Source organism: Mesorhizobium sp. M1D.F.Ca.ET.043.01.1.1, assembly GCF_003952385.1.
Taxonomy (GTDB): domain Bacteria; phylum Pseudomonadota; class Alphaproteobacteria; order Rhizobiales; family Rhizobiaceae; genus Mesorhizobium.
Genome location: NZ_CP034444.1, coordinates 6,411,081 through 6,436,365, shown reverse-complemented (window position 1 = coordinate 6,436,365; position 25,285 = coordinate 6,411,081). Strand labels below are relative to the sequence as shown.

The following is a 25,285-nucleotide window of genomic DNA, read 5'->3' as shown; positions in this document are numbered from 1 at the left end:
TTGCGGGCTCAGCTAGGTACGCTTGAGATCGATCCGGCTCGTCACCATGGTCTTGCCGGTTTTCGGATCGGTATCGGTCACCGTCAGCCGCATGCCGTCGCCGCTGGTCTTCTCGACGGTCAACTGTGCCTTGCGGTCACCGTTGACCTCCTTTGCCCAGCGGATGCCGAGACTGAGCGCATTGCCAGCGCGGCTTCCGTTCAACTGCGCCGGTCCCGTGCGCGAGCCGATATAGACACCGGTATAGCCGGCGCCGCTGGCCTTGAGATCGGCGCTGATCTCCCGCGTCATCAGGATGAGGCCGCGGCATTTGCCGTCGAGCGACAGCGAGGTCGAGGTGGCGCCGGATTTGAAGGTGCAGGAGATATTCATCGTCGGTGCGCTGGCGCTCACCTTGAGGGTGCCATTGCCGGCGAAGTTGCCCTGGAACAAGCGCAGGAAATCGGCATCGTCGGCACGGGCGTCCGCCGCTGCCGTCAGGGCGAGCAGAAACAGCATCATCGATTTCATCGGAAATCTCCCCCAGCTCGAAAGGCTGCGAATATGACGACTCGAACGCCTGCAACAGCTGCAGGTTCCGCCTTCAACGTGACTGTTTTTTAACGCCGCCTCCGAACGCCGCCGGGACTGGCCCAGTCGAATGCGTCGACTAGCGGTTGCGGTCGACCGTCCGGCTTGCGAAATAGCGCCGATGGCACCCGCTCCCTCGATCACCAAGGCCGCGCTCTGGATGGCGCTGTCGATCGCCTCGTTCCTGGCGATGTCGGTCGCCGGCCGCACCGCGACGGCCGCGCTCAATGTCTTCCAGGTGCTGGAGTTGCGCTCGGTGATCGGCTTCTTCATCCTGCTGCCGCTGGTGATGACGAGCGGCGGCTTCAAGGCGATGCGCACCGAGCGCCCCCTCGCCCACGTCGCCCGCAACGTCGTCCACTATGCCGGCCAGGCCGCCTGGCTCTATGCCCTGACCTTGATTCCGCTCGCCGTGCTGATCTCGATCGAGTTCACGACCCCGATCTGGACCGCGATCCTGGCGGTGAGCTTTCTTGGCGAAAGGCTGTCGCGGCCCAGGCTGACGGCGATCGTGCTGGGGCTGATCGGGGTGGTGATCATCGTGCGTCCCGGCGTCGGCTCGGTCGATCCCGGCCATCTCGTCGTGCTGGGGGCCGCGATGTGCTTCGGCGTCTCGGTGGTCATGGTCAAGTCGCTGACGCGAACCGACAGCGTCGTGCGCATCATCTTCTGGATGCTGATCATCCAGTCCGTGGTCGGCCTCGTCCCGGCGCTCTACGTCTGGCGCAACCCGGCGTTCGAACTCTGGCCGTCGATACTCCTGGTCGCCTTTACCGGCATGTCTTCGCATTACTGCATGGCGCGCGCGCTCAGCCACGCCGATGCGACCGTCATTTCGCCGATGGACTTCCTGCGCGTGCCGCTATCGGCGCTGATCGGCTGGCTGCTTTACAACGAGCAGATCGACGTCTTCACCGCCGGCGGCGCGGCGTTGATCCTGGCCGGCAATCTGCTCAACCTGCAGCGGAAGGCTCCGCAGCCTGCCGAAGTCGCCACCTCCTAGTGCGTTTCACCGTTTCACGGAACCGGTGATACGCCCTATCTCCTTGTTTTCACGCGATTCCGGACGGAAAACCGCTCACACTTTTCCTGAAATTGCTCTAGCTACAGGTCAGTTGCCTGGTCCGGTCGCCTGCGATCCGCCCGGCGGCTGACGTCGACCTCGTCGATCAAGCGGCACTCAGTCATAGACGCCGTCAAATAGAAGGTCGTTGTCGCCGCCGGCCTTGAAATGTCCGGCGTACGAACCCGCCGGCAGCAGCAATGCTTCGCCTGCACCGTTTCGCAATGTTACGGTCTTTGGCCCGGTCGTAAGGTTGAATGGCGGATTAAGAACGGCGCCGTCGATTTCGACCCCGCCGCGCAAGGGCGTTCCATCGGCGCTGTAGAGCGCATAGCTTCCGGCTATCGGAACCTCGAAGATCTTCCGCTCGCCGGGATAAAGCCTGCTGCCGGCGATCCTGAGGTTCGGCGCGATACGGACGTAGCTGTTCACTATCAGGGGCGCGACCACCGGATAGATATAGTCCATCCGATAGGACCACAGGATCAGCTTCGGCGGAGACTTGCCAAGGACGTTGTAGGCCGCGGAGTTCCTTCCTTCCCGCAACGTCGCGAGCACGTAGTGTTTGTCGAGCCACAAGGTTGTCGGCTCCATCCGATTGGGCAGCATTCCGACGCCGTCGAAATACCGCTCGTCCGGTGCGAGCAGCGATTCTGCGCGCGCCACCAGTTCACGTTGGGCCGCATTGTCGAAGCGCAGGTAAAGTAGATTGACGACGAAGCTTATGGCCATCGCCGTGGCGAGCGCTATCCATGCAAAGCGCAGGTAACGCACGCGGGTTGCGAGGCCGTCGAGCATTGTCAATGACCATAGCGACATGAACGGCAACGCCATGATGAACACGTAGGGCCATGGCTGGTCGTGCGCGAACACCAGCGCCGTGACGACAACTGAGAAGATCAGCGCAATTCGCCGCCGTTCGTCGAGCTTCATGATCTGCATCAGAGACAGAGCCATGCCGGAGAAGCAGAAGACATAGAGGACATAGTTGCGCGCGAGCGTCTGCAGCACGAAGCGCCTCAGCCCCCCGTAGTCGGCGCCGCCGCGCATCGCGATCTCAAGCGGACCGAATATGAGGCTCCTGGCGATGGGAACAGGGTCCGTGCCGCCGAAGATGAAGCAATAGGCGATTATGGGAACACTCCATCCCAGCACGAGCCATGCGCCGCGGGCGATGCCTGCCGCGTAGCGTCTCATCAAAGCCGCGTCGGCGACCAGACCAAGGCCAAGCGCAACATTGAAGTAGACTGATTTCTGCGTCGCGAGGAACGACAGGCCGCTCAATGCGCCGGCAGCGACAAGCTGCCATCCCCTCAATTCACGCGCCCGCAGGACGACCAGCAGCGCCGCCACGGCGAAGAACACAGCCAGCGGTTCGGCGATGGTGCGAAAGATGCGCTCCATGAAATTCGAGAAGCAGAGGAGCAGGAGGACGATGACCAACGCGCGGATCCGATCCTCGCCCAGCGCGCGAGCGCAAGCGTAGACGAAAGCAATGGTCGCGCATGCCAGCAGCGCGGTCTGCATACGGCCGGCAAGCAGGATGGACGTGGCGTCCCAACCGATCAGGTGCGCGATCTCGTAGAAGATCGCATAGCCGACCGCCTTGGCGTGCCAGACCGTGCCGAACATGCCGTTGGCGAAATATTTGGCCCATCCGAGTTGGACGAATTCGTCCATGACGAAGCGAGCGTTCCAAGCCAAGGTGAAGAGCAAAACGATCTTGAGCGCGATCAGGACGCTCAGAAGAATCGTTGCGGAGCGCTGCCCGAGACCGAATAGCCGGCTTGATCCGCGTGCAAGTTCTTGCTTGTCCAAGGTTCCCCCAAACCGGCTCAGGCAGAGCCGCCCGCACTCCTCGCGCAGCGACTGCGCGCCGCTCTCGCTATTCGGGGCCGCCGCTCCACCCGCAAACAGCGAATTTGAAGACGCCGGCTTCCAGGAAGAGGTCCAGGCCGGCATTCCGGTTCAGAGCCTACCAGCTCAACACTTCGCAATAGTTCGGCCAGTCCGGTACGGCCGATCCCCTCTGCGCCTTTGGGAAATACCGTCGCGCCATGGCCGCAAAGTCCGAGCGTGAAAACAGCACGACATGCTTGTCTCCGGTAATGTGCCAGTCCGAAAGGAGCGACAGCATGGCGCGCACTCCTCCCGGCTCAACATCCTTCAGGATGATCTTCCGGCACCCCCAGCGCTCGCAGCTTTCGGCCAGCGATTTGAAGAAAGCATCGCGCTGATCGACCGGCACATGATGGATGACGTCGCAAATCGTGACGGCATCATAGAGCCCGATGACTTCGGTGAGGTAAGTTGCGGGCAGAAGGTCGACCTTTGCTCGATTTACATCGCCTAGGAATGTGCCGACCGAGGGTGCTGGATCGCACATCGTAACAGCGAGGTCAGGGCGTCGATTCAAGAGCCGCTCGACAAGGGCGCCGTCGCCGCCGCCGATGTCCAGGATCCTCGAGCCGTTCGCCAATTCGCCGTCGAGAAAATCCGCAATTCTGTCGAGGTTGACGAACACACGGCGATAGACATTGCCGACCGGCTTGAAATGGCGGCCGAGAACCCTGCGCGCGACCTGACCTGGTGCTGACATTCCTATTCCCCGTTTCCTATTGAATGCTGTTTCGCCGGGCGGGAGGGTGCCGTCGCCACGGGCGCGCGCCGCAGATAGAACTGCGGCAGGATGGCCCAGTGCGCTGCGACAAAATTCCACACGAACAGAGCGACGGTGGCAATCGGAGTCGCGACTGCAACATCAAGACCGAGGCCGGAACACAGAACGACCATCATGGCTGTCGAGATCGGATAGGCCGCGGCCATGCTTCCTGCGAAACGCGCGAATGCCTTCAAACGAAAAGGCTCGGCAAAGGTGAACCGGCTGTGCAACGTGTATCCGAGGGGCGACACGACCATGAATGAAACCACGGTGCCCAGCAGGTAGTGCCCTCCCGCTCGATCGACCCCAATCATGACGGCGTTGTGTGTAATGGCGCACACCAGCCCCACCAGCATGTACCGCCATCCTCGTTCCAAAAGCGGCCGTTCGGGGGCAACCGTATGGCGCTCCTGCTCCACCTGCTCGCCGGAGTTCATGGCAGGGCTTGGCATTGGCGTCAGAAAGCTCCTGTCAGTTTCGCGCGAAGCCGGCAAACGGCACGCTCACGCAGCCGCGAGTCGCGCAAATACCGCCTCATTCCGATCGGACCGAGCGACAGCACGACACCAGCCGCACGAACCAAGGCTTTCAAGTTGCCGGCCGACGCAGCGGCGAGCGACACGTTGACGCTGATGGACGCCCGTGCGGCAGGCCCTATCCTTTCACGGCTGCTCGCCGGAAGCCGGGGCAGATGGCGCTCCAGAACAATTTGCATTTGCGATCGGAACTCGCTCGCATCACGGGATCCGGTCACAGTCAGCGAACTGCCGTGAACCCGAAAGGCCGTCGTGATCTCGTCGTGATAGGTTACCGGTCCAGTACCGGCAAGCTTCGCCCATACATCCCAATCCGCCGTGTACCAGAGTTTCTCATCCACGCCCCCGCACGCCAGCCATGTGCTTCGGCGGAACACCGGAGCGGGCACAGAGACGAAATTCTGCACGAGCAGCCGTTCCAGCAGGAATTCGGCTTCGAGCACCTCGTCAGCCGGCAAGGGACAGTTCCACCGCCCCATTCGCCGGCCGTGGCGGTCGACGATAGCGGTCGGGGCCAGATGCAGCACAGCTTCGGGCGCATCCGCGATCCAGCGGCGAACAGCCTCGACGCGCCCGGGCAGCCACAGGTCGTCTGACGGGAGTATGCAGACATGATCGGCGGCCGCCAGTTCGACGCCGAAGTTGGTCTTCGTCTGCCACTGTCCGAGGTCCCTTCGCTGAAGCAGCCGAAGGGGCAATCGTTGGACAAATCGCTCGACGACGGCCGCGGTGGCGCTCGTCGGACTGCTGTCGATGATGATTATCTCCAGACCGCCGGTCGGCTCGGCGGCCAGCGAGTCAAGTGTCGCGCCAATCCATGCCGCGCCTTCGTGCACCGGCATGACGACGGACAGGAATGGCTTTTCGATCACGCAGCTACCTCTTCCGCTGCCAGGCCGGTCGAACAGTCAGAACGCACGCCTGCCGTCCAGATTATCAAGCAGCAACTTGAGCACAAAGCCGGCCAGCACCATGGACATGCCGGCCACGCAGGCTGTGGTGGTCACAAAGGTCAGGTGCACCGACTGCTCCATCGGGCCGCCGACGAAAATCCAATGCAGCGCCAATAGCACGTCCGCGACAAAGCCGGCCAGCGCGAGCGCGCCTCCGGAAAAGACCAGCCATTCCAACGGGCGGCCGCGCATCAGCCAGGGCACGATGTGGCCTCCGTGGACCGGGTGATAGATGGCGATCGCCACCTTGGCCAGCATGCCGAAAAGGATCGCCGAAAGGCCGATCAGCGTCGCCATCGCCGAGAGCGCGACGAAGTGGATTCCGAAATACCACCCGCCTATCCGGACCGGTCCCGCGGCGAGGGTCGCAAGGCCGACGATGCCGGCCACCAGCAAGGTCGCCCCCGGTATGAGATACATGGTGTTGGGCGCATGGGCCACGATCAGCCGCAGGTGTCGCCAGCCATCGCGGAACGAGCGCAGATGAGGCGGCCGGCCGCGCTTGTCGGGATAGAGCTTGATCGGCACCTCGCGGATCACGAGCCCGGCGCGGTGGGCGTTGATGACCATCTCCGAAGCGAATTCCATGCCCGGCGAGCGCGCCCCCATCCTGCGGAACGCATCGCGTGTGAACCCCCGCATGCCGCAGTGAAAATCGTGCACCGGGGAATGGTGAAGCCAGCGGGCGATCGTTGAAAGCACCGGATTGCCAAGATAGCGATGCAGCGCGGGCATGGCGCCGGGCTCGATACCGCCCGCGAAGCGATCACCCATCACCAGTTCGGCACCGTCCTCCAGCGCGTCGATGAAGTCGCCGAGGCTGCTCCAGTCATAGGAATCGTCCGCATCCGCCATGACGAGGTACTTGCCTCGCGCAGCTTCAGCCGCCGCGCTGATCGCCGCGCCATATCCCTTGACCCGTTGGTGCACGACACGCGCGCCGAGGGACTCGGCAATCTCGACCGACCGATCGCTTGAGCCATTGTCGCCGACGACAACCTCACCCTCGATGCCCCGCTTTGCAAAGACGTCGAGTGCCTTGCGGATGCAGATGCCGAGCGTGCGCTCTTCGTTCAGGCAAGGGATGATGGCCGACACCAGAGGCGCCCCGGCATCATCGGCGCGCTGCCCATCGAGTTCAGTCCGGACTATCGCGAAATTCGACTTGTCGACCATCGTGCCCGCGCTCCTGCCCGATCGTCAGCCCGCTGACGACTAAGGCACACGCCCCCAACATTCCGCAGCCTAGCGGCAACATTAGCAAGAACAAGTTAGTCAAAGATATACAGAGCCATACGCTGTAGAGCGAATGACGGGGTTTGGCGAGTATTGGGTGGCAGAGGGTGACGAGGCTTGAAGTAGCAGCGACGCCTCGCGCTCAAGCATGATCCGGAACCGAAGGTCAGCGAAGCAAAAAGTGAGGGGGGTTTCGCTGAAGATCATGCTCGTACAAAGAGCCGGATCAGGATGGCGATTCAACGAAACGCCATCCTGATCTAAATCCAGGAAAAGGGTGCGACGATTTCCCTTCGGAATTGCTCAAAAAACCAAATAGTTAGGGCCCTACACCAGTTCCACTTCGACAACGCCCGGCACCGCGCGCATGGCCGAGGCGACTTGCGGCGAGATGCGGTAGCGATTGGGGAGCTCGATCTCGACCTCGCCCTGGCCGGCGTCCTTGATGAGCACGAAGCTCACCTGCCCTTCGCCCTTCACGGCAAGCTGGTTGGCCAGGATATTGATCGGCTGGGCGTCGCGCACGAAGATGCGTAGCGCCTTCTGGATGCGGCTCGCCTCGTCCTCCAGCGACTGCACCGTCTGGATGCGCAGATTGATGCCCTCCGGCCGGTCTTCCGCCGAAACGGTGATCACCACGGAGCGGCCGGGCTCCAGCATGTCGCGATACTGCGCCAGTCCTTCGGAGAACAGCACCGCCTCGTACTGGCCCGTCGTGTCGGAAAACTGCACGACGCCCATCTTGTTGCCGGTACGGGTCTTGCGTTCCTGCTTGGTGGTTACGGTGCCGGCGAGCCGGCCGGCGGCGGCGCCGCGCTTCACCGCGGCCGAGAACTCCGCCCAGTTCTGCACCCGCATCTTCTGGAGCGCGGCCTTGTATTCGTCGAGCGGATGCGCCGAGAGATAGAAGCCGACCACCTGGAATTCGCGGTGCAGCCGGTCGGCGGCAAGCCACGGATCGGTCGCCGGCAGGTTGAGCGCCTGCGATTGGCTCCCAAGCGAGGCGCCAAAGATGTCGGCCTGCCCGGAGATGGCGTTCTGCTGGGCGAGCGAGGCCAGCCCCATCATTCGCTCGACGCCGGCCATCATCACGGCGCGGTCATGCCCGAAGCAGTCCAGGGCGCCGGCCATGATCAGGCTCTCGAAGACGCGCTTGCCGACGATTTTCGGATCCACCCGCTCGCAGAAATCGGCAAGGCTGCTGAAGGGTTTCTCGCCACGCATCTCGACGATGTGCTCGACCGCTGCGTCGCCGACTCCCTTGAGCGCCGCCAGGGAGTAAAAAATCTTGTTCTCGCCGACCTCGAAGGGACGGAAGCTGGTCATCACCGAGGGCGCCGCCACCTCGATGCCGAGGCGCAGCGCGTCCTGGCGGAAATCGGCAAGCTTGTCGGTATTGCTCATATCGAGCGTCATCGACGCCGCCAGGAACTCGACGGGGTAATGCGCCTTGAGATAGGCCGTCTGGTAGGACACGACGGCATAGGCGGCGGCATGCGACTTGTTGAAGCCGTAGTCGGCGAATTTGGCCAAGAGGTCGAAGATGAAATCGGCCTGCGGCTTGCCGACGCCGCGCTCGACCGCGCCCGTCACGAAGCGCTCGCGCTGCTTGTCCATCTCGGCGCGGATCTTCTTGCCCATGGCGCGGCGCAGGAGGTCGGCTTCGCCGAGCGAATAGCCGGAAAGCTCCTGCGCGATCTGCATAACCTGTTCCTGGTAGACGATGACGCCCTGCGTCTCCTTCACCAGATGGTCGATCTTGGGATGGATCGAGGCCATCTCCTCCTCGCCATGCTTTCTGGCGTTGTAGGTCGGGATGTTCTCCATCGGGCCGGGGCGGTAGAGAGCGACCAGCGCGATGATGTCCTCGATGCAGTCCGGCCGCATGCCGATCAGCGCTTTGCGCATGCCGGCACTTTCAACCTGGAACACGCCGACCACCTCGCCGCGCGACAGCATGGCGTAGGTATCGGGATCGTCGAGCGGGATACGGGCAAGATCGATGTCGACGCCGCGCCGCCGGATCAGCTTCACCGCCGTTTCCAGCACCGTCAGTGTCTTCAGGCCGAGGAAGTCGAATTTTACGAGCCCCGCCTGCTCGACATATTTCATGTTGAACTGGGTGACCGGCATGTCCGAGCGCGGATCGCGGTACATCGGCACCAGTTCCGACAAAGGTCTGTCGCCGATGACGATGCCGGCGGCATGCGTCGAGGCGTGGCGATAGAGGCCTTCGAGCTTTTGCGCCGTGTCGAGCAGCGTCTGGACGATCGGCTCCTTCTCCGCCTCCTCGGCGAAGCGTGGCTCGTTGGCGATCGCATCCGCCAGCTTGACCGGATTGGCCGGGTTCTGCGGCACCATCTTGGACAGCTTGTCGACCTGGCCGTAAGGCATCTGCAGCACGCGGCCGACGTCGCGCAGCACGGCACGCGCCTGCAGCGTACCGAAGGTGATGATCTGGCCGACCTGGTCGCGGCCATACTTCTGCTGGACGTAGCGGATGACCTCCTCGCGCCGGTCCTGGCAGAAGTCGATGTCGAAATCCGGCATCGAGACGCGGTCCGGGTTGAGGAAGCGCTCGAACAGCAGCGAGAAGCGCAGCGGGTCGATGTCGGTGATGGTGGTGGAATAGGCGACCAGCGAGCCGGCGCCGGAACCGCGCCCCGGCCCGACCGGGATGCCTTGCGCCTTTGCCCATTTGATGAAGTCGGCGACGATCAGGAAGTAACCGGGGAACTTCATCTTCTCGATGATGCCGAGCTCGAATTCGAGCCGCTCGCGATACTGCTCGACCGTATAGCCGGGGGTTGGCCCATGCTTTGCGAGCCGCGCCTCCAGGCCTTCTCGCGCCTGGCGCGCGAGCTCGGCGGCTTCCGCCTTCTCGGCCGCGTCCTTGTCTGCGGCATCGGCTCCGGTGAAGCGCGGCAGGATCGGGCTGCGGTTCTTCGGATAGTAGGAGCAGCGCATCGCGATCTCGACCGTGTTGTCGATCGCTTCCGGCAGGTCCGAGAACAGCCGCGCCATCTCCGCCTGGCCACGCAGGAAATTGTCCGGCGAAAGCCGCCGGCGGTTGTCGGCGGCCACCACCGAGCCTTCGGCAATCGCAATCAACGCGTCATGCGCTTCATAGTCTTCGCGCTTGGAGAAGAAGGCCTCGTTGGTGGCGACAAGTGGCAGTTCGTGGCTGTAGGCAAGATCGACCGTCGACTTCTCGACCATGCGGTCATAGCCGGCGACCCGTTCCAGCTCGACATAGAGGCGATCTCCGAACAGGCCTTTGAGGAAGAGCAGCCGCTGCTCGGCGAGATCGCGGCGGTCGGCCTTCAGGGCGCTGCCGATCGGGCCGCGCGGGCCGCCGGTCAGGCAGATCAGCCCATCGCAACGACCTTCAAGCATCGCGCTGGTAAGATGCACCGGCTCACCGGGCGGCGTCTCCAGATAGACCTTGCTGATCAGCCGGACCAGGTTGGCATAACCTGCCTCGCTGGCGGCGATCAGCACGATCGGCGACATCTCGGGACCGTGCCGGCGGCGGTCGCGCTGCGCGTCGCTCGCTTCGCCGGAAAAGGCGAGATCGATCTGGCAGCCGATGATCGGCTGGATACCGTCCTTGACCGCCTTCTGGGCGAACTCGAGCGCGCCGAACAGATTGTTGGTGTCGGTCACCGCGATCGCCGGCGCCTCGTCCTTGGCCGCGTGCCCGACGATGGCGCCGAGCTGCAGGGCGCCCTCGAGCAGCGAATAGGCCGAATGCACGCGCAGATGGATGAAGGTCCGCGCCGACGCTTCCGGCCGCGCGGCCTTCACGGCTGCTTCGCGCTGCAACGGGTCGCGTGGAAGTCGTTCATCCGCCATGTTTTTTCGCGCTACCCCAAGGACTCATCTGTGCTGATGTATTGTCCCGGACGGAGCGATGCCAGTCCAGTACAATCGATCGCGGACCACAGGCTTCCGTCCCCTACGCCGCCTCAGGCGAATTCCATGATCACCGCATCGACCGCCAGGCTGTCGCCGGGCTTGGCGTTGAGCTTGGCCACGGTGAGGTCGCGCTCGGCCCGAAGCACGTTCTCCATCTTCATGGCCTCGACCACGGCCAGCGTCTCACCGGCCTTGACCTCCTGTCCTTCGGCGACGGCGATCGATACGACAAGGCCGGGCATCGGGCAGAGCAGCATTTTGGAGGTGTCCGGCGGCAGCTTTTCCGGCATTAGCCTTTCAAGCTCCGCCGTGCGCGGCAGCATGGCCTGAGCCGTCACCGACATGCCTTTCCAGGCGATGCGAAGACCGTTCGGCACCGGGCGGATCTGTGCAGCGATCCGGTTGCCGCCGATCGTGCCGCGCCAGATCGCGTCGCCGGGCCGCCAGTCCGAGGCCACCGTCAGCGGCCTGCCGCCATCGATCGACAGATCGACCTCCATCGGGATCGAAACCATGCCGTCGATGATGCTGACGCCAAGGTAGTCCGTGTCGATCTTCACCACCCAGTCGCGCTTGAGATGGCCGGAATGCGGCGCCAGCCGTCCGCTGAGGCGGTCGAGCCGGTCCCGGCGCAGTAGTTCGATCGCGGCGGCGATCGCAGCGAGCACCGCCCTCTCCCCGCTATCCGGTTCGACCGGCGCGAAGCCGTGCGGGTATTCCTCGGCGATGAAGCCGGTCGAAAGCCGCCCCTCGCGCCAGCGCGGATGCTGCATCAACGCTGCCAGGAACGGGATGTTGTGCTCGATGCCGTCCACAATGAAGCTGTCGAGGGCTTCGGACATGGCATCGATCGCCTGGAGCCTCGTCGGCGCCCAGGTACAGAGCTTCGCCACCATCGGATCGTAGAACATCGATATTTCGGAGCCTTCGGTGACGCCGGTGTCGTTGCGGATCACGACATCGCCGAACCTCCCCTCGTCCGGCGGCCGGTAACGCGTCAGCCGGCCGATCGACGGCAGGAAGTTGCGGAAAGGGTCTTCGGCATAGAGGCGGCTTTCCACCGCCCAGCCGTTGAGCTTTACGTCGCTCTGCTTGATGCCGAGCTTTTCGCCGGCGGCAACGCGGATCATCTGCTCGACCAGGTCGATGCCGGTGACGAGCTCGGTCACCGGATGCTCGACCTGCAATCTTGTATTCATTTCAAGGAAATAGAAGTTCTTGTCCTTGTCGACGATGAACTCGACCGTGCCGGCGCTCTGGTAGTCGACGGCTTTTGCCAGCGCCACCGCCTGCTCGCCCATGGCCTTGCGCGTCTTGGCATCGACGAATGGCGACGGCGCCTCCTCGACCACCTTCTGGTTGCGACGCTGGATCGAGCACTCGCGCTCGCCGAGATAGAGTGCGTTGCCATGTGCGTCGGCCAGCACCTGGATCTCGATATGACGCGGGTCGACGACGAATTTCTCGATGAAGACGCGGTCGTCGCCGAAGGAGCTTTTGGCTTCCGAGCGCGCGCGCTCGAAACCGTCGCGCACTTCCGCCTTGCTCCAGGCGATGCGCATGCCCTTGCCGCCGCCGCCGGCCGAGGCCTTGATCATCACCGGATAGCCGATCTCGCCGGCGATTCTTTCGGCATGGTCGGCGTTCTCTATGACCCCCGGCCAGCCCGGCACGGTCGAGACCTTGGCCTGGCTGGCGAACTTCTTCGATTCGATCTTGTCGCCCATGGCGCGGATCGCCCTGGGCTTCGGTCCGATGAAGGCGATGCCTTCCTTCTCCAGCGCCTCGCAGAAGGAGGCGCGCTCGGACAGGAAGCCATAGCCCGGATGCACCGCCTCGGCGCCGGTCTCCTTGCAGGCGGCGATGATCTTCTCTGCGACGAGATAGCTCTGCGCGGCGGGCGACGGGCCGATATGCACGGCCTCGTCGGCCATATCGACATGCACGGCGTCGCGATCGGCGTCCGAATAGACCGCGACCGTGGCGATCCCCATCTTGCGCGCCGTTTTGATCACGCGACACGCGATCTCGCCGCGATTGGCGATCAGGATCTTCTTGAACATTCGGATGTCGTCCTCCGGCGAAGTGGTCCAGTTCTATGGACAATCCCGCCATGTCTCAAGTGGTCGGCGGCGCACGCCCGCGCCGCATCGATTGCGAATACCGCGCCGAAAAACGTCGCAAGGGAAGTTGGCCGCCACAAAGGAAATCTATAGAGTGGCGTGTGGGCTCACTGCGGAGGGCTGGCGGGCATTCGCCGCGCCGGGCAGGCTCGACAAGCCGGCCACATCAGAGATTTGTTGATTGCATTGGGAGGAACTGCCTCATGAAAACGCGCGCCGCTGTCGCTGTCGCCGCCGGAAAGCCGCTGGAGATCATGGAGGTGGACCTCGAGGGCCCGCGCGAGGGCGAGGTCCTGGTCGAGGTCAAGGCGACCGGCATCTGCCACACCGATGAGTTCACCCTGTCGGGCGCCGATCCGGAAGGCATCTTTCCGGCCATCCTCGGCCATGAGGGCGCCGGCATCGTCGTCGATGTCGGCAAGGGCGTCACCTCGGTCAGGAAGGGCGACCACGTCATCCCGCTCTACACGCCCGAATGCCGGCAGTGCCCGTCCTGCCTGTCGAGGAAGACCAACCTGTGCACCGCCATACGCGCCACGCAGGGTCAAGGCCTGATGCCCGACGGCACCTCGCGCTTCTCGGTCGGCGGCGAAAAGCTGTTCCACTATATGGGCTGCTCGACCTTCTCCAACTTCACCGTGCTGCCGGAGATCGCGGTGGCCAAGGTCAATCCCGACGCCCCCTTCGACAAGATCTGCTACATCGGCTGCGGCGTGACCACCGGCATCGGCGCGGTCATCAACACGGCGAAGGTCGAGCAGGGTGCCACCGCCGTCGTCTTTGGCCTCGGCGGCATCGGCTTGAACGTCATCCAGGGCCTTCGCCTTGCCGGCGCCGACATGATCATCGGCGTCGACGTCAACAACGACAAGAAGCCCTGGGGCGAGAAGTTCGGCATGACGCATTTCGTCAATCCGAAGGAGATCGACGGCGACATCGTGCCGTACCTGGTCAACATGACCAAGCGCGGGGCCGACCAGATCGGAGGCGCCGATTACACCTTCGATTGCACCGGCAACACCAAAGTGATGCGACAGGCGCTGGAAGCCTCGCATCGCGGCTGGGGCAAATCGGTCATCATCGGCGTCGCCGGCGCCGGCCAGGAGATTGCGACGCGGCCGTTCCAGCTGGTGACCGGCCGCACCTGGATGGGCACCGCCTTCGGCGGCGCGCGCGGCCGCACCGACGTGCCGAAGATCGTCGACTGGTACATGGAGAAGAAGATCCAGATCGACCCGATGATCACCCATACGCTGAAGCTCGAGGACATCAACAAGGGCTTCGACCTCATGCATGAGGGCAAGTCGATCCGGAGTGTCGTGGTTTACTAGGTGAAGGAGGTCCAGATTCGTGTTCGCATACGGTTCATCGACTGGGAAAAGTCGACGGTCCATCGAATACAGAATTTCGGAGAGGACCTATGGCGCAGCTTTAAGAACAACAATCGCATTCAGATCGACTTGGGAGAAATCGATCATGCGATTGATGAAATCACTTTTCTCGTGCGCGACACTTTTTTGAAGAAGACCCTGCCGGAGGTGCACCGCCTGTTACGGGCGCATCTCATGGAGGCTGAAGCAATCGTCGACACCAAACCGGTGTGATTAAAAGGGAGGAACTGTAAATGGCGGAAAAACTGCATCCGAAGATCGACAACGGCCTGCCGAAGGAAAGCGCGAGCTTTACCGGCGGCACGCTGGTCTGCGCCTGCACCAGCAATCCGGTGAAGGTGAAGGTCAAGGGCCAGATCGCCCACAACCACGCCTGCGGCTGCACCAAATGCTGGAAGCCGGAAGGCGCGGTGTTCTCGGTGGTTGCCGTTGCCGGCACCGGCGACGTCACCGTCACAGAGAATGGCGACAAGCTGAAGGTGGTCGACCCGGCGGCGCTGATCCAGCGCCATGCCTGCACAAGCTGCGGCGTGCACATGCACGGCCCGGTCGAGCGCGACCATCCCTTCAAGGGCCTGACCTTCCTTCACCCCGAGCGCTTCGAGGAGGACGGCTGGTCGCCGCCGGGCTTCGCCGCGTTTGTGTCGTCGATCATCGAATCCGGCGTCGACCCGAGTCGCATGGACGGCATCCGCGCCCAGCTGAAGGCGATCGGGCTCGAGCCCTATGACTGCCTCAATCCCGGCCTGATGGACTACATGGCCACCTGGACGGCCAAGAAGTCCGGCGCCCTGGCGGCCTGACGCGGCGGAACCAGCTCTGCCCTGAGTGAAATACCTTATGGAGCGTGCCGACGGGCGATCGGATGATCGCCCGCGGCTTCCCGTCCCGAGACGGCAACCGGAGGGTTCATGCAGGCGCTCTTGATTGCGACGGCGGTGCTCGTCGTCGGGCTCGTATTGGCTTATGGCATCAAGCGCTTTTCACTGGGCGACAGCGTGACGCTGATCGCCCTGATGATCATTCCGCTGCTCGCCTATGGGGTGGTTTCCGGCGATATCAGTGAGTTCACCGCGCCCGGCGGCTGGGGCGCGAAATTCCGCGAAGAGGCCAAGAAGACGATCGACCCGGTTCCGATCAGCTCCTCCATCGTGGAAGGCGAATTCGTCGCCAAGGGCGACTTTGTCCAACTTGAAAACGTCGACCGCAATTTGGCGCCGGGAGAGCCGGTGAGCATGACCTTGCAACTCGGCCGCGGCGACTATTACCAGGCGCCGGTCATCGCCGAGTACATCAGGGTTCTGTCGCAGCATGATCCCGACATGTCGGTAGTGGTCATCGACCCTGCCGGCAAGTATGTCGCCTCAGCCAAGGGCAGCGTCGTGCTGGCGCAGTTGACCGACACCAGGAACCCCGACCAGACCTACCGGCTGATGGACGCGCTGCGTGGGTCGAACCCGTCGGCGATCCTGAAGATCGGCGGTTTCTCCGACAAATCCATCGCCGACACCGCCAGCAACGTCGAAGCCTTGCGGAAAATGCAAAGCGAGAATACAGCCCGCTTGGTGGCGGTTACGCCGGCCAGGGCGCCCGAGGGCGTCGTGCTGCGCGACATGATCGTCACCCGGTTGCTGGTCGAACTGGCGCCGGAAGACAGATAGCCGCCAGGAGCAGCCGATCGCCCGGGAAACCATGATCTATGTCGACGCCGACGCCTGCCCGGTCAAAGCCGAGGTCGAAAAGGTGGCGGAACGCCATGGCGTCGCCGTCACCTATGTCTCCAATGGCGGGCTGCGGCCCTCGCGCGATCCGATGATCCGCAATGTCGTCGTCTCCAAGGGCGCGGATGCCGCGGACGACTGGATCGTCGAGAATGCCAGAGCGAACGACGTCGTGGTGACGGCCGACATCCCGCTTGCCGCGCGCACGGTGGCGCTCGGCGCGCATGTGCTGGGACCCACAGGCCGCCCCTTCACGCGAGAGACCATCGGCATGGCGGTGGCGATGCGCGATCTGAAGCAACACCTGCGCGAAACCGGCGAAAGCCGGGGCTTCAATGCCGCTTTCACACAGAAGGACAGGTCGAACTTCCTCGGCGAGCTAGACCGCATCTTGCGGCGGGCGCTCAAATCCGTCACACCCGACTGATCCAAACGCCTGTCAGAGGCCGGCCATGGGTGACGATACATCCGTCGACACGCCGATGCATCGGCACATGCAGTTCGCCCTGGCCGCAGCCATTGGCATCGTCGCGCTGCTTCTTGCGCTGCTCTTGCGAGCGCCGCTTCCCTACTCGATCGGCGCCAACGTGTTCTTCGCGACCTTCATCATTCTGGTCCTGGCCTTGATGCCAAGGCTTACCGGCCGCTACCTCAGCAAGAATGCGCGCGCCACCGACCTGCCGGTTTTGCTGATCTTCGCCGTTACCCTTTTCGTGGTCGGCGTCGCCATCGGCTCGCTGTTCCAGCTCATCAACCAGAAGGGCAGCGCGCATTCGCTGGAGATTCTGTTCGCAATGCTGTCGATCCCGCTCGGCTGGTTCACCATCCATGCCATGGCGGCGCTGCACTATGCGCATGTCTACTGGATGGATGGCATCGAGATCGACGAGAAAACCAACAAGAAGATGCCGGTTGGTGGCCTTGATTTTCCCGGCGACAAAAGACCGGAAGGCTGGGACTTCCTCTATTTCGCGACGGTCATCGGCATGACCGCGCAGACGGCTGATACCGCGATCACCACCTCGCGCATGCGCCAGGTCGTGCTCGTCCATTCGATCCTGACCTTCTTCTTCAACACGGCGATCGTTGCCGCGGCGGTCAACCTCGCGGTCAGCCTGGGCGCCCCGTAATAAATCCGTGATCGGGTGAAACATCACCTTGCGCAGCGACGTATTGGGGGAAAGACAATGATCTGAAAGAGCCGTGTCGGGTGGCGCGGCCGGAGGATGGAATGGATTCTGCTGCCGCAAGCCCAACCGCCGAAGCGGATACCAAGGACGCAACACTGATCTACCGGCAGTCGCGCTGGACGCGCCTCACCCACTGGATATGGGCCTTCTCGCTGTTCTTCATGCTGCTTTCGGGCCTGCAGATCTTCAACGCGCGTCCGCAGCTTTATATCGGCAAGGAATCTGGTTTCGCCTACAACAACACGATCCTCCAGATCGGTGCCGAGAACACCGACAACGGCCCGCGCGGCTTCACCGAAATCTTCGGGCATCGCTTCGATACCACCGGCGTGCTCGGCTGGTCCGGTCCTGCCGGACAGGAGACGCCGCGCGCCTTCCCGGCCTGGGCGACCATCCCCTCCTATTACGACCTCGGCACAGCGCGCGTCGTGCATTTCTTCTTCGCCTGGGTGCTTTCGGCCACCTTGCTGGTCTGGCTCATCGCCGGCCTCATCAACGGCCATATTCGTCGCGACCTTGCCCCTCGCCTGGATGATCTGCGCAAGCTGCCGCGCGACATCGTCGAGCATGCGAAGCTGAAGTTTCATCACACGCGCGAATACAACACGCTGCAGAAGATGGCCTATGGCGGCGTGCTCTTCGTGCTGTTGCCGCTGATGATCATCACCGGCCTTGCGATGTCGCCGAGCATGGATTCGGTGCTGCCCTGGCTCAATGAAATCCTCGGCGGCCGGCAGACGGCGCGCACCATCCACTTCACCGTCATGGTGCTGCTCGTCCTCTTCTTCATCATCCACATGCTGATGATCGTGGCAGCCGGCCCGATCAACGAGCTGCGCTCGATCATCACCGGCTGGTACCGCACCGACCCGCCCGCGAAGCACGACGAGCCGGCCGAGAGGAGCGCCTGACATGGCAAAATTCCAGATCAATCGCCGGAAGTTTCTGACCGCGGCCAGCCTGGGCCTGTCCGGCATCGCGCTGTCCGGCTGCGATGCCTTCGACAGTGGCCTCGGCATCGGTGGCGGATTGCGCTGCTTCCTCGAAAACGCCAACGGCCTGACCTGGCGCGCGCAACGCCTGCTTGCCGGCCGGGACGCGCTGGCCCCGGAATTCACCGAGGCCGACATCCGCCAGCCGCAGCGGCCGAACGGCGTCACCGCGCCCGACGACGATACCTACAAGGGGCTGCTCGCCAACAATTTCGCCGACTGGCGCCTGGAGGTCACCGGCCTTGTCGAAAAACCGCTGTCGCTCACGCGCGAACAGCTCCAGAACATGCCGAGCCGCACCCAGATCACGCGCCACGACTGCGTCGAAGGCTGGAGCTGCATCGCCAAATGGACCGGCACGCCGCTCTCGCTGGTGCTCGACCAGGCCGTCGTCAAGCCGCAGGCGCGTTACGTCATGTTCCACTGCCTGGACACGATCGAGCAAAGCCTGTCGGGCGACATCAAATATTACGGCACCATCGACCTGATCGATGCCCGCCACCCGCAGACGATCCTCGCCTATGGTGTGAACGGCAAGCCCCTGCCGGTCGAGAACGGCGCGCCGCTGCGCGTGCGCGTCGAGCGTCAGCTCGGCTACAAGATGCCCAAATACCTCTACAAGATCGAGCTGGTCGACAGTTTTGCCAATGTCGGCGGTGGCCGCGGCGGCTATTGGGAGGACAATGGCTACGATTGGTATGGCGGAATCTGAGGTCCCTCGCCTGCTGGCCGAGCACGATCGTCCGTCAGCCGAATTCGACGCCATCGAGGAACAGCTCAACAGCGACAACCGGCGCCTCACACGCCGCGGTGACGACCGGAGTCTCGTCTTTGCGCTGCGGGGCGAAACCGGACGCGCAGTCGGCGTCGCCGCCGGTTATTCCTGGGCGAGGATCGCCGAGCTCAAATTGATGTGGGTCGATGACGCTTGTCGAGGGCTGGGCTACGGCAAGAACCTGCTCGATGCCTTCGTCGCCGAGGCTGCCGGCCGAGGGGTACGGCGTATCTGGGTTTCGACGCATGATTTTCAGGCGCCGGGCTTCTATGAAAAGGCTGGCTTCGAGCGCATGGCCGAATTCGCCGGATGGCCCGAAGGCCATTCCAACATCATCCTTTGCAAGACGATGGCAGCGGAAGGTTAGGCCACCTTATCCAGCAGCGGCTTCAGCGCCGGATGGATTTCCGGTGACGCATGCTTGATCAATGTCAGCAGCGCGCGCTCGTTGTCGCGCAGCGGCCGCTGGCCGCCGCCAATGCGCTCGGCGAGCCACTTGGCCTCGCCGGCGTCGATCGTCTCGGCGCGGCGCGCGAGCGCCTCGGCCGCCCGATTCCTGGCCTCCCAGTCGGCCTCGATGTCGGCGGGCGAGTGGTAGGCTCCAAGGATGCCGGCCAGCCCGCCCGACACCATGCGGCTGAAGAAGCCGCCGATCTCCGGATCGGCATGCTCGAGGAAGGTCTCGTGGCGCAGCGCCGCCTCGCGCGTCGGCGGCTCGTAGCCGGCCGAGCACATGACGTAATTGGCGATCGCCTTGACGAAGAGATCGTTCCAGGAAGGATCGTTGCTGGCGGCTGCGGTCCGGTCGTTGATCCTGAACAGGATCTCGGCTTCGGCCTTGGTGATGGCGATGTTGCCGTCGCCGCCATAGGCGTAGAGAATGCGGCGCAGGAGATCGACCTCGGCCCTGGCGATCAACCCCGGCACGAGGTCACCGCCGAGCATCAGCGGGCCTTTGCCGTCGATCACCGCGTTGGCGACCTGCTCCAGCGCGTAGGCCGAAAGCCGGCCGGGCGACGATTTCGCTTCCTCCAGCACGTGCACCAGGAGCTCGAGCTCGGTGCGGCTGTCGACCGTGCCGTCGCGCGAGATGGCGCGGACCAGCCAATCGGCGTTCTCCTGCGAGATATAGCCCTCAGGCTTTTCCTGGCGGACGATGTAGTCGGTCACCGCTTCGATGAAGAACGGCGACCATTCCGGGCACTTGTCGCGCGCCGTCTGGTCGAGCGCAAACAGCGCCTCGGCCTCGCCCCGGGTTACGACGCCGTCGGCGAACACTTCGCGCCGCAGCATCGTCACGTCCTCGGCCGTGATGCGGTTCTTGGAGGTCAACCCCGCCACCGGAGCGCTCATGATCAATTCGCCCATTGCCGTCCCTGCCCTTCGCCTGTTGCCGGCGAATTCGATGCGTCGTTTCGAGAGGCATATCAGAAGTATCTTGAGAAACCGGCAAATGGCGTGGTTAGCGAAGACTTGTCGGCGGGGCGCTTAAGGTGGGTCGAGATTCAGGTCACCTGACGATCGACGCACCTTTGATGTCGCTGGGAGGTGACAAGGTGTCGCCGACGGGCTATGGATGGCGCGTCGGGGACTCAGGCGACTGAGTCCTACCTGTTTGCGGGAGAGAACAGCGAAAGCTGTCGCCGAAGGGGAAATCGCCCGAAATCTCTCAGGCAAAAGAACCGTGAACGGGAAAGACAACTCTGGAAAGTCGGGAATCTTCCCGCGCCGAAGGTGTAAGCGCTGCCGACAGAGTTACGGGGCGCGAGTCTCTCAGGCTTCAGACAGAGGGGCACCGAATGGGCCGCCAATGGCGGTCGATCGCGTGCGACTCTGGAGAAGACATGACGGGCGAAGACACCAAACACCTACCCCTCGAGGATCTGCATAATGCCGCTGGCGCGCGTTTCGGCGCGTTCGCCGGCTGGTCGATGCCGCTGACTTATCCGGCGGGCGTGATGAAGGAGCACCTGCACGCGCGCGAGCATGCCGGCCTTTTCGACATCTCGCATATGAAGCTTTTTGCGGTCAGCGGTCCGGGTGCCGCGGCGCTGCTGAACCGCGCCTGCCCGCTTGACGCCGCCGCGCTGGAAATCTCTCAGTCCAAATACACTTTCTTCCTCAACGAGGCGGCAGGCATCATCGACGACCTGATCGTCACCCGGCTCGGCGACAACCGCTTCATGGTGGTGGCCAATGCCGGCAACGCCGTTGAGGACGAAAAGCATCTTCAGGCACTGGCCGCGGATTTCGACGCAAACCTGGACCCGCTTGACCGGGTTTTCCTGGCGATCCAGGGACCGGATGCCTGGGCGGCCCTCGCGCGGGCCGGCATCGAAACCGGCTCGCTGCTGTTCATGCATGGTGTCGAGCCCCGGCAGAATTGGTTCATGAGCCGCTCCGGCTACACCGGCGAGGACGGTTTCGAGATCGGCCTGCCGGAGGCGGACGCCCGCGATCTCGCCGCCAAGCTCTTGCAGGACGAGCGCGTGCAATGGATCGGCCTTGCCGCCCGCGACAGCCTGCGGCTGGAGGCCGGGCTCTGCCTGCACGGTCAGGACCTCACCCCGGAGATCGATCCGGCGAGCGCCGGTTTGATGTGGGCGATCCCCAAGGAGGTCCGCGCTTCGGGTCATTTCATCGGCGCCGACGCATTGCGCTCGATCCTCGAGCGCGGCCCGTCGCAGAAACGCGTCGGCCTCAAGCCCGATGGTCGCCAGCCGGTGCGCGCGGGTGCTGCGCTGGTCGACGCCGACGGCAATCCGGCCGGCCACGTCACCTCTGGCGGCTTCGGCCCCTCGACGGGCCACCCGGTCGCCATGGGCTATGTCAACACCGCGCTGGCCAAGCCCGACACCAGACTGTTCGCCGACGTCCGCGGGACCAAAATCCCGGTTGACGTCACATCGCTTCCCTTCACGCCACATCGCTACCGCAAAGGATGAATTCCCGATGGCAAACACCTATTTCACTGAAGACCATGAATGGCTGCGCGTCGAAGGCGGCGTCGCCACTGTCGGCATCACCGACTACGCGCAGGAGCAGCTCGGCGATCTGGTCTTTGTCGAACTGCCGGAAATCGGCCGCAAGCTCGCCAAGGGCGACACTGCCGTGGTCGTGGAATCGGTCAAGGCGGCCTCGGACGTCTATGCTCCGGTCGACGGCGAGATCATCGAAGCCAACACCTCGCTGTCGTCCGACCCTTCATTGGTCAATTCGGCGGCGTCCGGCGACGGCTGGCTTTGGAAGATGAAGCTTTCCAACGCAAGCCAGCTCGACAGCCTCATGGATGAGGCCGCCTACAAAGCCCATATCGGCTGATACCAGGATTTTAGAAATGACCGCAGCACCCGTTCCTTTCTCGGCCCGCCACATCGGCCCCAGCGTCAACGATGTCAGGGCCATGCTCGCCACCATCGGCGTGCCATCCGTCGAGACGCTGATCAGCCAGGCCGTGCCAAGGTCGATCCGCCTGGACCAGCCGCTCGCCTTGCCGGCCGCGGCCAGCGAAGCCGAAGCGCTGGCCGAATTGTCGGCGATGATGGCGAAGAACAAGGTGCTGAAAAGCTTCATCGGCGCCGGCTACCACGGCGTCTTTGTGCCGCCGGTCATCCAGCGCAACCTGTTCGAGAACCCGGCCTGGTACACGGCCTACACGCCCTACCAGGCCGAGATCAGCCAGGGCAGGCTGGAAATGCTGTTCAATTTCCAGACCCTGGTCGCCGAGCTGACCGGCCTGCCGGTGGCGTCGGCATCGCTGCTCGACGAAGCGACCGCCGTTGCCGAAGCGGTCGGCGTCGCGCTGCGCCATCACCGTGACAAGCGCACCAAGGTGGCGCTTGCCGGCACGCCGCATCCGCAGACGCTCGATGTCGTACGCACCCGCGCCGAGCCGCTCGGCATCGAGATCGACGGCGAGACGATCGACGACAACACCGCCGCCCTGCTTGTCTCCTGGCCGGACACGTTCGGTGTCTATGGCGATCACAAGGCCGCGATCGAGAAGGCCCGCGCCGCCGGCGCGCTGGTCGTCTTCATCGCTGATCCGCTTGCGCTCACGCTGACCGATGCGCCGGCAAAGCTCGGCGCCGACATCGCCGTCGGTCCCATGCAGCGCTTCGGGGTGCCGATGGGCTTCGGCGGCCCGCATGCCGCCTATTGCGCCGTCTCCGACAAGCTGACCCGCCTGATGCCCGGCCGCCTCGTCGGCCAGTCGACCGACACCATGGGCCGCCCCGGCTATCGTCTCGCCCTGCAGACGCGCGAGCAGCACATCCGCCGCGACAAGGCCACTTCCAACATCTGCACCGCGCAGGCGCTGCTCGCCAACATGGCGACGGCCTATGCGATCTGGCACGGGCCCACCGGCCTGCAGGCGATCGCCGAGCGCGTCCACACCCTTGCCAACCGCCTTGCGGCGGGGCTGAAGGCAGCGGGCGTTGCCGCCCTCGGCGCACACCGCTTCGACACGGTAACGGCGGACGTGAAGGGGGAGGCCGCGGCAATAGCAGCCGCCGCCGAAAAGACCGGCCGGCTGCTGCGCGTCATCGATGCCGACAGGATCAGCATCGCATTCGATGAGACGTCGACGGAGGCCGACCTCGATGCGATCGCGGCCCTGTTCGGCGCCAAGCCCGGCGCTGTGGAAGCCGGCTCCATGCCGGGCAAGCCGCGCGGCAAGGAGTTTCTTACCCAGCCGGTCTTCCACGAAAACCATTCCGAGACCGAGATGATGCGCTTCCTGCGGCGACTGGCCGACAAGGACCTCGCGCTCGACCGCGCCATGATCCCGCTCGGCTCCTGCACGATGAAGCTCAACGCCGCCGCCGAGATGATGCCAGTGAGCTGGGCGAATGTCGCCAATCTGCACCCCTTCGCGCCGGCCAGCCATTCGGCCGGCTATCGCGCCATGGCCGGCGACCTGGAAGCCTGGCTGTCGGAGATCACCGGTTTCGACGCCGTCAGCCTGCAGCCCAATGCCGGCAGCCAGGGTGAATATGCCGGCCTGCTCGCCATCCGCGCCTATCACCGCGCGCGTGGCGAAGGTCATCGCACCGTCTGCCTTATCCCCTCGTCCGCGCATGGCACCAATCCGGCCAGCGCGGCGATGGCAGGCATGAGCGTCGTTGTCGTGCGCTGCGCCGACGACGGCAGTATCGACATGGACGACCTGAGGGCCAAGGCCAACGAACATTCCAAGAATCTCGCGGCGCTGATGTTCACCTATCCCTCGACGCATGGCGTCTACGAGGAAGGTGCGCGCCATCTCTGCGCCCTCATCCACGAGCATGGCGGCCAGGTCTATTTCGACGGCGCCAACCTCAACGCTCTAGTCGGTCTCGCCCGCCCCGGCGACATCGGCGCCGACGTCTGCCACATGAATCTGCATAAGACCTTCTGCATCCCGCATGGCGGCGGCGGCCCAGGCGTCGGCCCGATCGGCGTCAGGGCGCATCTGAAACCCTATCTGCCGGGTCATGTCACCGAAGGCTCGGTGCATGCCGTGGCGGCCGCGCCGTTCGGCAGCGCCTCCATCCTGCCGATCACCTGGATGTATATCCGCATGATGGGCGGGTCCGGGCTGAAGCAGGCGACCGAGACGGCGATCGTTTCGGCCAACTATGTGGCGACGCGGCTCGCGCCGCATTTCCCGCTCCTCTACAAGGGCCGGAGCGATCGCATCGCGCATGAATGCATCCTTGACACGCGCGTGCTGAAGGAAAGCGCCGGCATCAGCGTCGACGACATCGCCAAGCGCCTCATCGACTACGGCTTCCATGCGCCGACCATGTCGTTCCCGGTTGCCGGCACGCTGATGGTCGAGCCGACCGAGTCGGAGCCCAAGGGCGAGCTCGATCGTTTCTGCGAGGCGATGATTGCGATCGCCGGCGAGGCGGCAAAGGTGGCGAAGGGCGAGTGGCCGCTCAACGACAACCCGCTGGTCAACGCTCCGCACACGGCGGCCGAGGCGCTGGCCGGTGCGTGGACGCATCCCTACTCGCGGCTCGAGGCAGCCTATCCAGCCGGTGACGTCGATCTGTCGGCGAAATACTGGCCGCCGGTGTCGCGCATCGACAATGTCGCAGGCGACCGCAACCTGGTCTGCTCCTGCCCGCCGCTGTCGGAATATCTCGGCGCCGCTGAATAGCGGACAA

At 63.9% G+C, this 25,285-nt stretch carries 22 protein-coding genes and 1 riboswitch; of the genes, 13 read left to right on the top strand and 9 right to left on the bottom strand.

The genetic code is table 11. The features are described 5' to 3' along the window. Positions 1 to 12: 12 nt before the first annotated feature. Entirely contained in the window at positions 13 to 510 is a 498-nt protein-coding gene (locus EJ067_RS30875; protein WP_126088890.1) for a hypothetical protein, read from the bottom strand. 181 nt (positions 511 to 691) lie between these two features. Here EJ067_RS30875 and EJ067_RS30870 point away from each other — a divergent pair, with 181 nt between their 5' ends. After that, the gene (locus tag EJ067_RS30870) at positions 692 to 1,573 is read left to right on the top strand and encodes a DMT family transporter (RefSeq protein WP_126088889.1); all 882 of its coding nucleotides are present in this window, start codon (positions 692 to 694) and stop codon (positions 1,571 to 1,573) included. A gap of 177 nt (positions 1,574 to 1,750) precedes the next feature. Here the strand turns inward: EJ067_RS30870 and EJ067_RS30865 are convergent, their stop codons facing one another. The 7 genes from EJ067_RS30865 to EJ067_RS30835 form a co-directional block, all read right to left on the bottom strand. Continuing rightward, entirely contained in the window at positions 1,751 to 3,313 is a 1,563-nt protein-coding gene (locus EJ067_RS30865; protein WP_126088888.1) for a hypothetical protein, read from the bottom strand. A gap of 295 nt (positions 3,314 to 3,608) precedes the next feature. Beyond that, positions 3,609 to 4,232: a class I SAM-dependent methyltransferase gene (locus tag EJ067_RS30860; RefSeq protein ID WP_126088887.1), complete on the bottom strand. Its 624-nt coding sequence runs from the start codon at positions 4,230 to 4,232 to the stop codon at positions 3,609 to 3,611. Between the two features lie 2 nt (positions 4,233 to 4,234). Further along, entirely contained in the window at positions 4,235 to 4,732 is a 498-nt protein-coding gene (locus EJ067_RS30855; RefSeq protein ID WP_189510200.1) for a GtrA family protein, read from the bottom strand. A gap of 20 nt (positions 4,733 to 4,752) precedes the next feature. Further along, complete coding sequence (locus EJ067_RS30850; RefSeq protein ID WP_245468089.1) at positions 4,753 to 5,703, bottom strand: glycosyltransferase; 951 nt, start codon at positions 5,701 to 5,703, stop codon at positions 4,753 to 4,755. A gap of 36 nt (positions 5,704 to 5,739) precedes the next feature. Next, positions 5,740 to 6,960, bottom strand: coding sequence for a glycosyltransferase family 2 protein (locus EJ067_RS30845; RefSeq protein WP_126088884.1), 1,221 nt, complete (start codon positions 6,958 to 6,960; stop codon positions 5,740 to 5,742). Between the two features lie 387 nt (positions 6,961 to 7,347). After that, on the bottom strand, positions 7,348 to 10,875 hold the full coding sequence (gene dnaE / locus EJ067_RS30840; RefSeq protein ID WP_126088883.1) for a DNA polymerase III subunit alpha: 3,528 nt from the start codon (positions 10,873 to 10,875) through the stop codon (positions 7,348 to 7,350). A 113-nt stretch (positions 10,876 to 10,988) separates the two neighbouring features. Then, positions 10,989 to 13,001, bottom strand: a complete 2,013-nt coding sequence (locus tag EJ067_RS30835; protein ID WP_126088882.1) for an acetyl/propionyl/methylcrotonyl-CoA carboxylase subunit alpha — start codon at positions 12,999 to 13,001, stop codon at positions 10,989 to 10,991. 263 nt (positions 13,002 to 13,264) lie between these two features. Here EJ067_RS30835 and EJ067_RS30830 point away from each other — a divergent pair, with 263 nt between their 5' ends. From EJ067_RS30830 to EJ067_RS30790, 9 genes are all read left to right on the top strand, one after another. After that, the gene (locus EJ067_RS30830; RefSeq protein WP_126088881.1) at positions 13,265 to 14,392 is read left to right on the top strand and encodes an S-(hydroxymethyl)glutathione dehydrogenase/class III alcohol dehydrogenase; all 1,128 of its coding nucleotides are present in this window, start codon (positions 13,265 to 13,267) and stop codon (positions 14,390 to 14,392) included. Beyond that, on the top strand, positions 14,393 to 14,665 hold the full coding sequence (locus tag EJ067_RS30825) for a hypothetical protein (RefSeq protein ID WP_126088880.1): 273 nt from the start codon (positions 14,393 to 14,395) through the stop codon (positions 14,663 to 14,665). A 20-nt stretch (positions 14,666 to 14,685) separates the two neighbouring features. Continuing rightward, positions 14,686 to 15,255: an S-(hydroxymethyl)glutathione synthase gene (gene gfa, locus EJ067_RS30820; protein WP_126088879.1), complete on the top strand. Its 570-nt coding sequence runs from the start codon at positions 14,686 to 14,688 to the stop codon at positions 15,253 to 15,255. A gap of 108 nt (positions 15,256 to 15,363) precedes the next feature. Next, a complete protein-coding gene (locus EJ067_RS30815) occupies positions 15,364 to 16,113 on the top strand; it encodes a hypothetical protein (RefSeq protein ID WP_126088878.1) in 750 nt (249 codons plus the stop codon). Between the two features lie 31 nt (positions 16,114 to 16,144). Then, the gene (locus EJ067_RS30810; protein ID WP_126088877.1) at positions 16,145 to 16,600 is read left to right on the top strand and encodes a YaiI/YqxD family protein; all 456 of its coding nucleotides are present in this window, start codon (positions 16,145 to 16,147) and stop codon (positions 16,598 to 16,600) included. 25 nt (positions 16,601 to 16,625) lie between these two features. Continuing rightward, positions 16,626 to 17,303: a DUF1345 domain-containing protein gene (locus EJ067_RS30805; RefSeq protein ID WP_126088876.1), complete on the top strand. Its 678-nt coding sequence runs from the start codon at positions 16,626 to 16,628 to the stop codon at positions 17,301 to 17,303. Positions 17,304 to 17,404: 101 nt separating this feature from the next. Further along, positions 17,405 to 18,274, top strand: a complete 870-nt coding sequence (locus EJ067_RS30800; protein ID WP_126088875.1) for a cytochrome b/b6 domain-containing protein — start codon at positions 17,405 to 17,407, stop codon at positions 18,272 to 18,274. A gap of 1 nt (position 18,275) precedes the next feature. Then, positions 18,276 to 19,067, top strand: a complete 792-nt coding sequence (locus EJ067_RS30795) for a molybdopterin-binding protein (protein ID WP_126088874.1) — start codon at positions 18,276 to 18,278, stop codon at positions 19,065 to 19,067. Further along, complete coding sequence (locus EJ067_RS30790) at positions 19,054 to 19,497, top strand: GNAT family N-acetyltransferase (RefSeq protein ID WP_126088873.1); 444 nt, start codon at positions 19,054 to 19,056, stop codon at positions 19,495 to 19,497. The genes EJ067_RS30795 and EJ067_RS30790 overlap by 14 nt, the downstream gene beginning before the upstream one ends. Here EJ067_RS30790 and EJ067_RS30785 read toward each other — a convergent pair. After that, positions 19,494 to 20,498 (bottom strand): hypothetical protein, encoded by a 1,005-nt coding sequence (locus EJ067_RS30785; RefSeq protein ID WP_126088872.1) that lies wholly within the window; start codon positions 20,496 to 20,498, stop codon positions 19,494 to 19,496. The two genes, EJ067_RS30790 and EJ067_RS30785, sit on opposite strands and share 4 nt — an antisense overlap. Positions 20,499 to 20,738: 240 nt before the next feature. After that, positions 20,739 to 20,825, top strand: a riboswitch (glycine riboswitch). Positions 20,826 to 20,974: 149 nt separating this feature from the next. On the opposite strand from EJ067_RS30785, the gene gcvT reads away from it, so the two are divergent. From gcvT to gcvP, 3 genes are read left to right on the top strand one after another with little or no spacing between them, the layout of a single operon-like run. Beyond that, positions 20,975 to 22,075, top strand: coding sequence for a glycine cleavage system aminomethyltransferase GcvT (gene gcvT / locus EJ067_RS30780; RefSeq protein WP_126088871.1), 1,101 nt, complete (start codon positions 20,975 to 20,977; stop codon positions 22,073 to 22,075). Between the two features lie 7 nt (positions 22,076 to 22,082). Then, positions 22,083 to 22,451, top strand: a complete 369-nt coding sequence (gcvH, locus tag EJ067_RS30775) for a glycine cleavage system protein GcvH (RefSeq protein WP_126088870.1) — start codon at positions 22,083 to 22,085, stop codon at positions 22,449 to 22,451. Positions 22,452 to 22,467: 16 nt separating this feature from the next. Beyond that, a complete protein-coding gene (gene gcvP, locus EJ067_RS30770; protein WP_126088869.1) occupies positions 22,468 to 25,278 on the top strand; it encodes an aminomethyl-transferring glycine dehydrogenase in 2,811 nt (936 codons plus the stop codon). Positions 25,279 to 25,285: the final 7 nt, after the last annotated feature.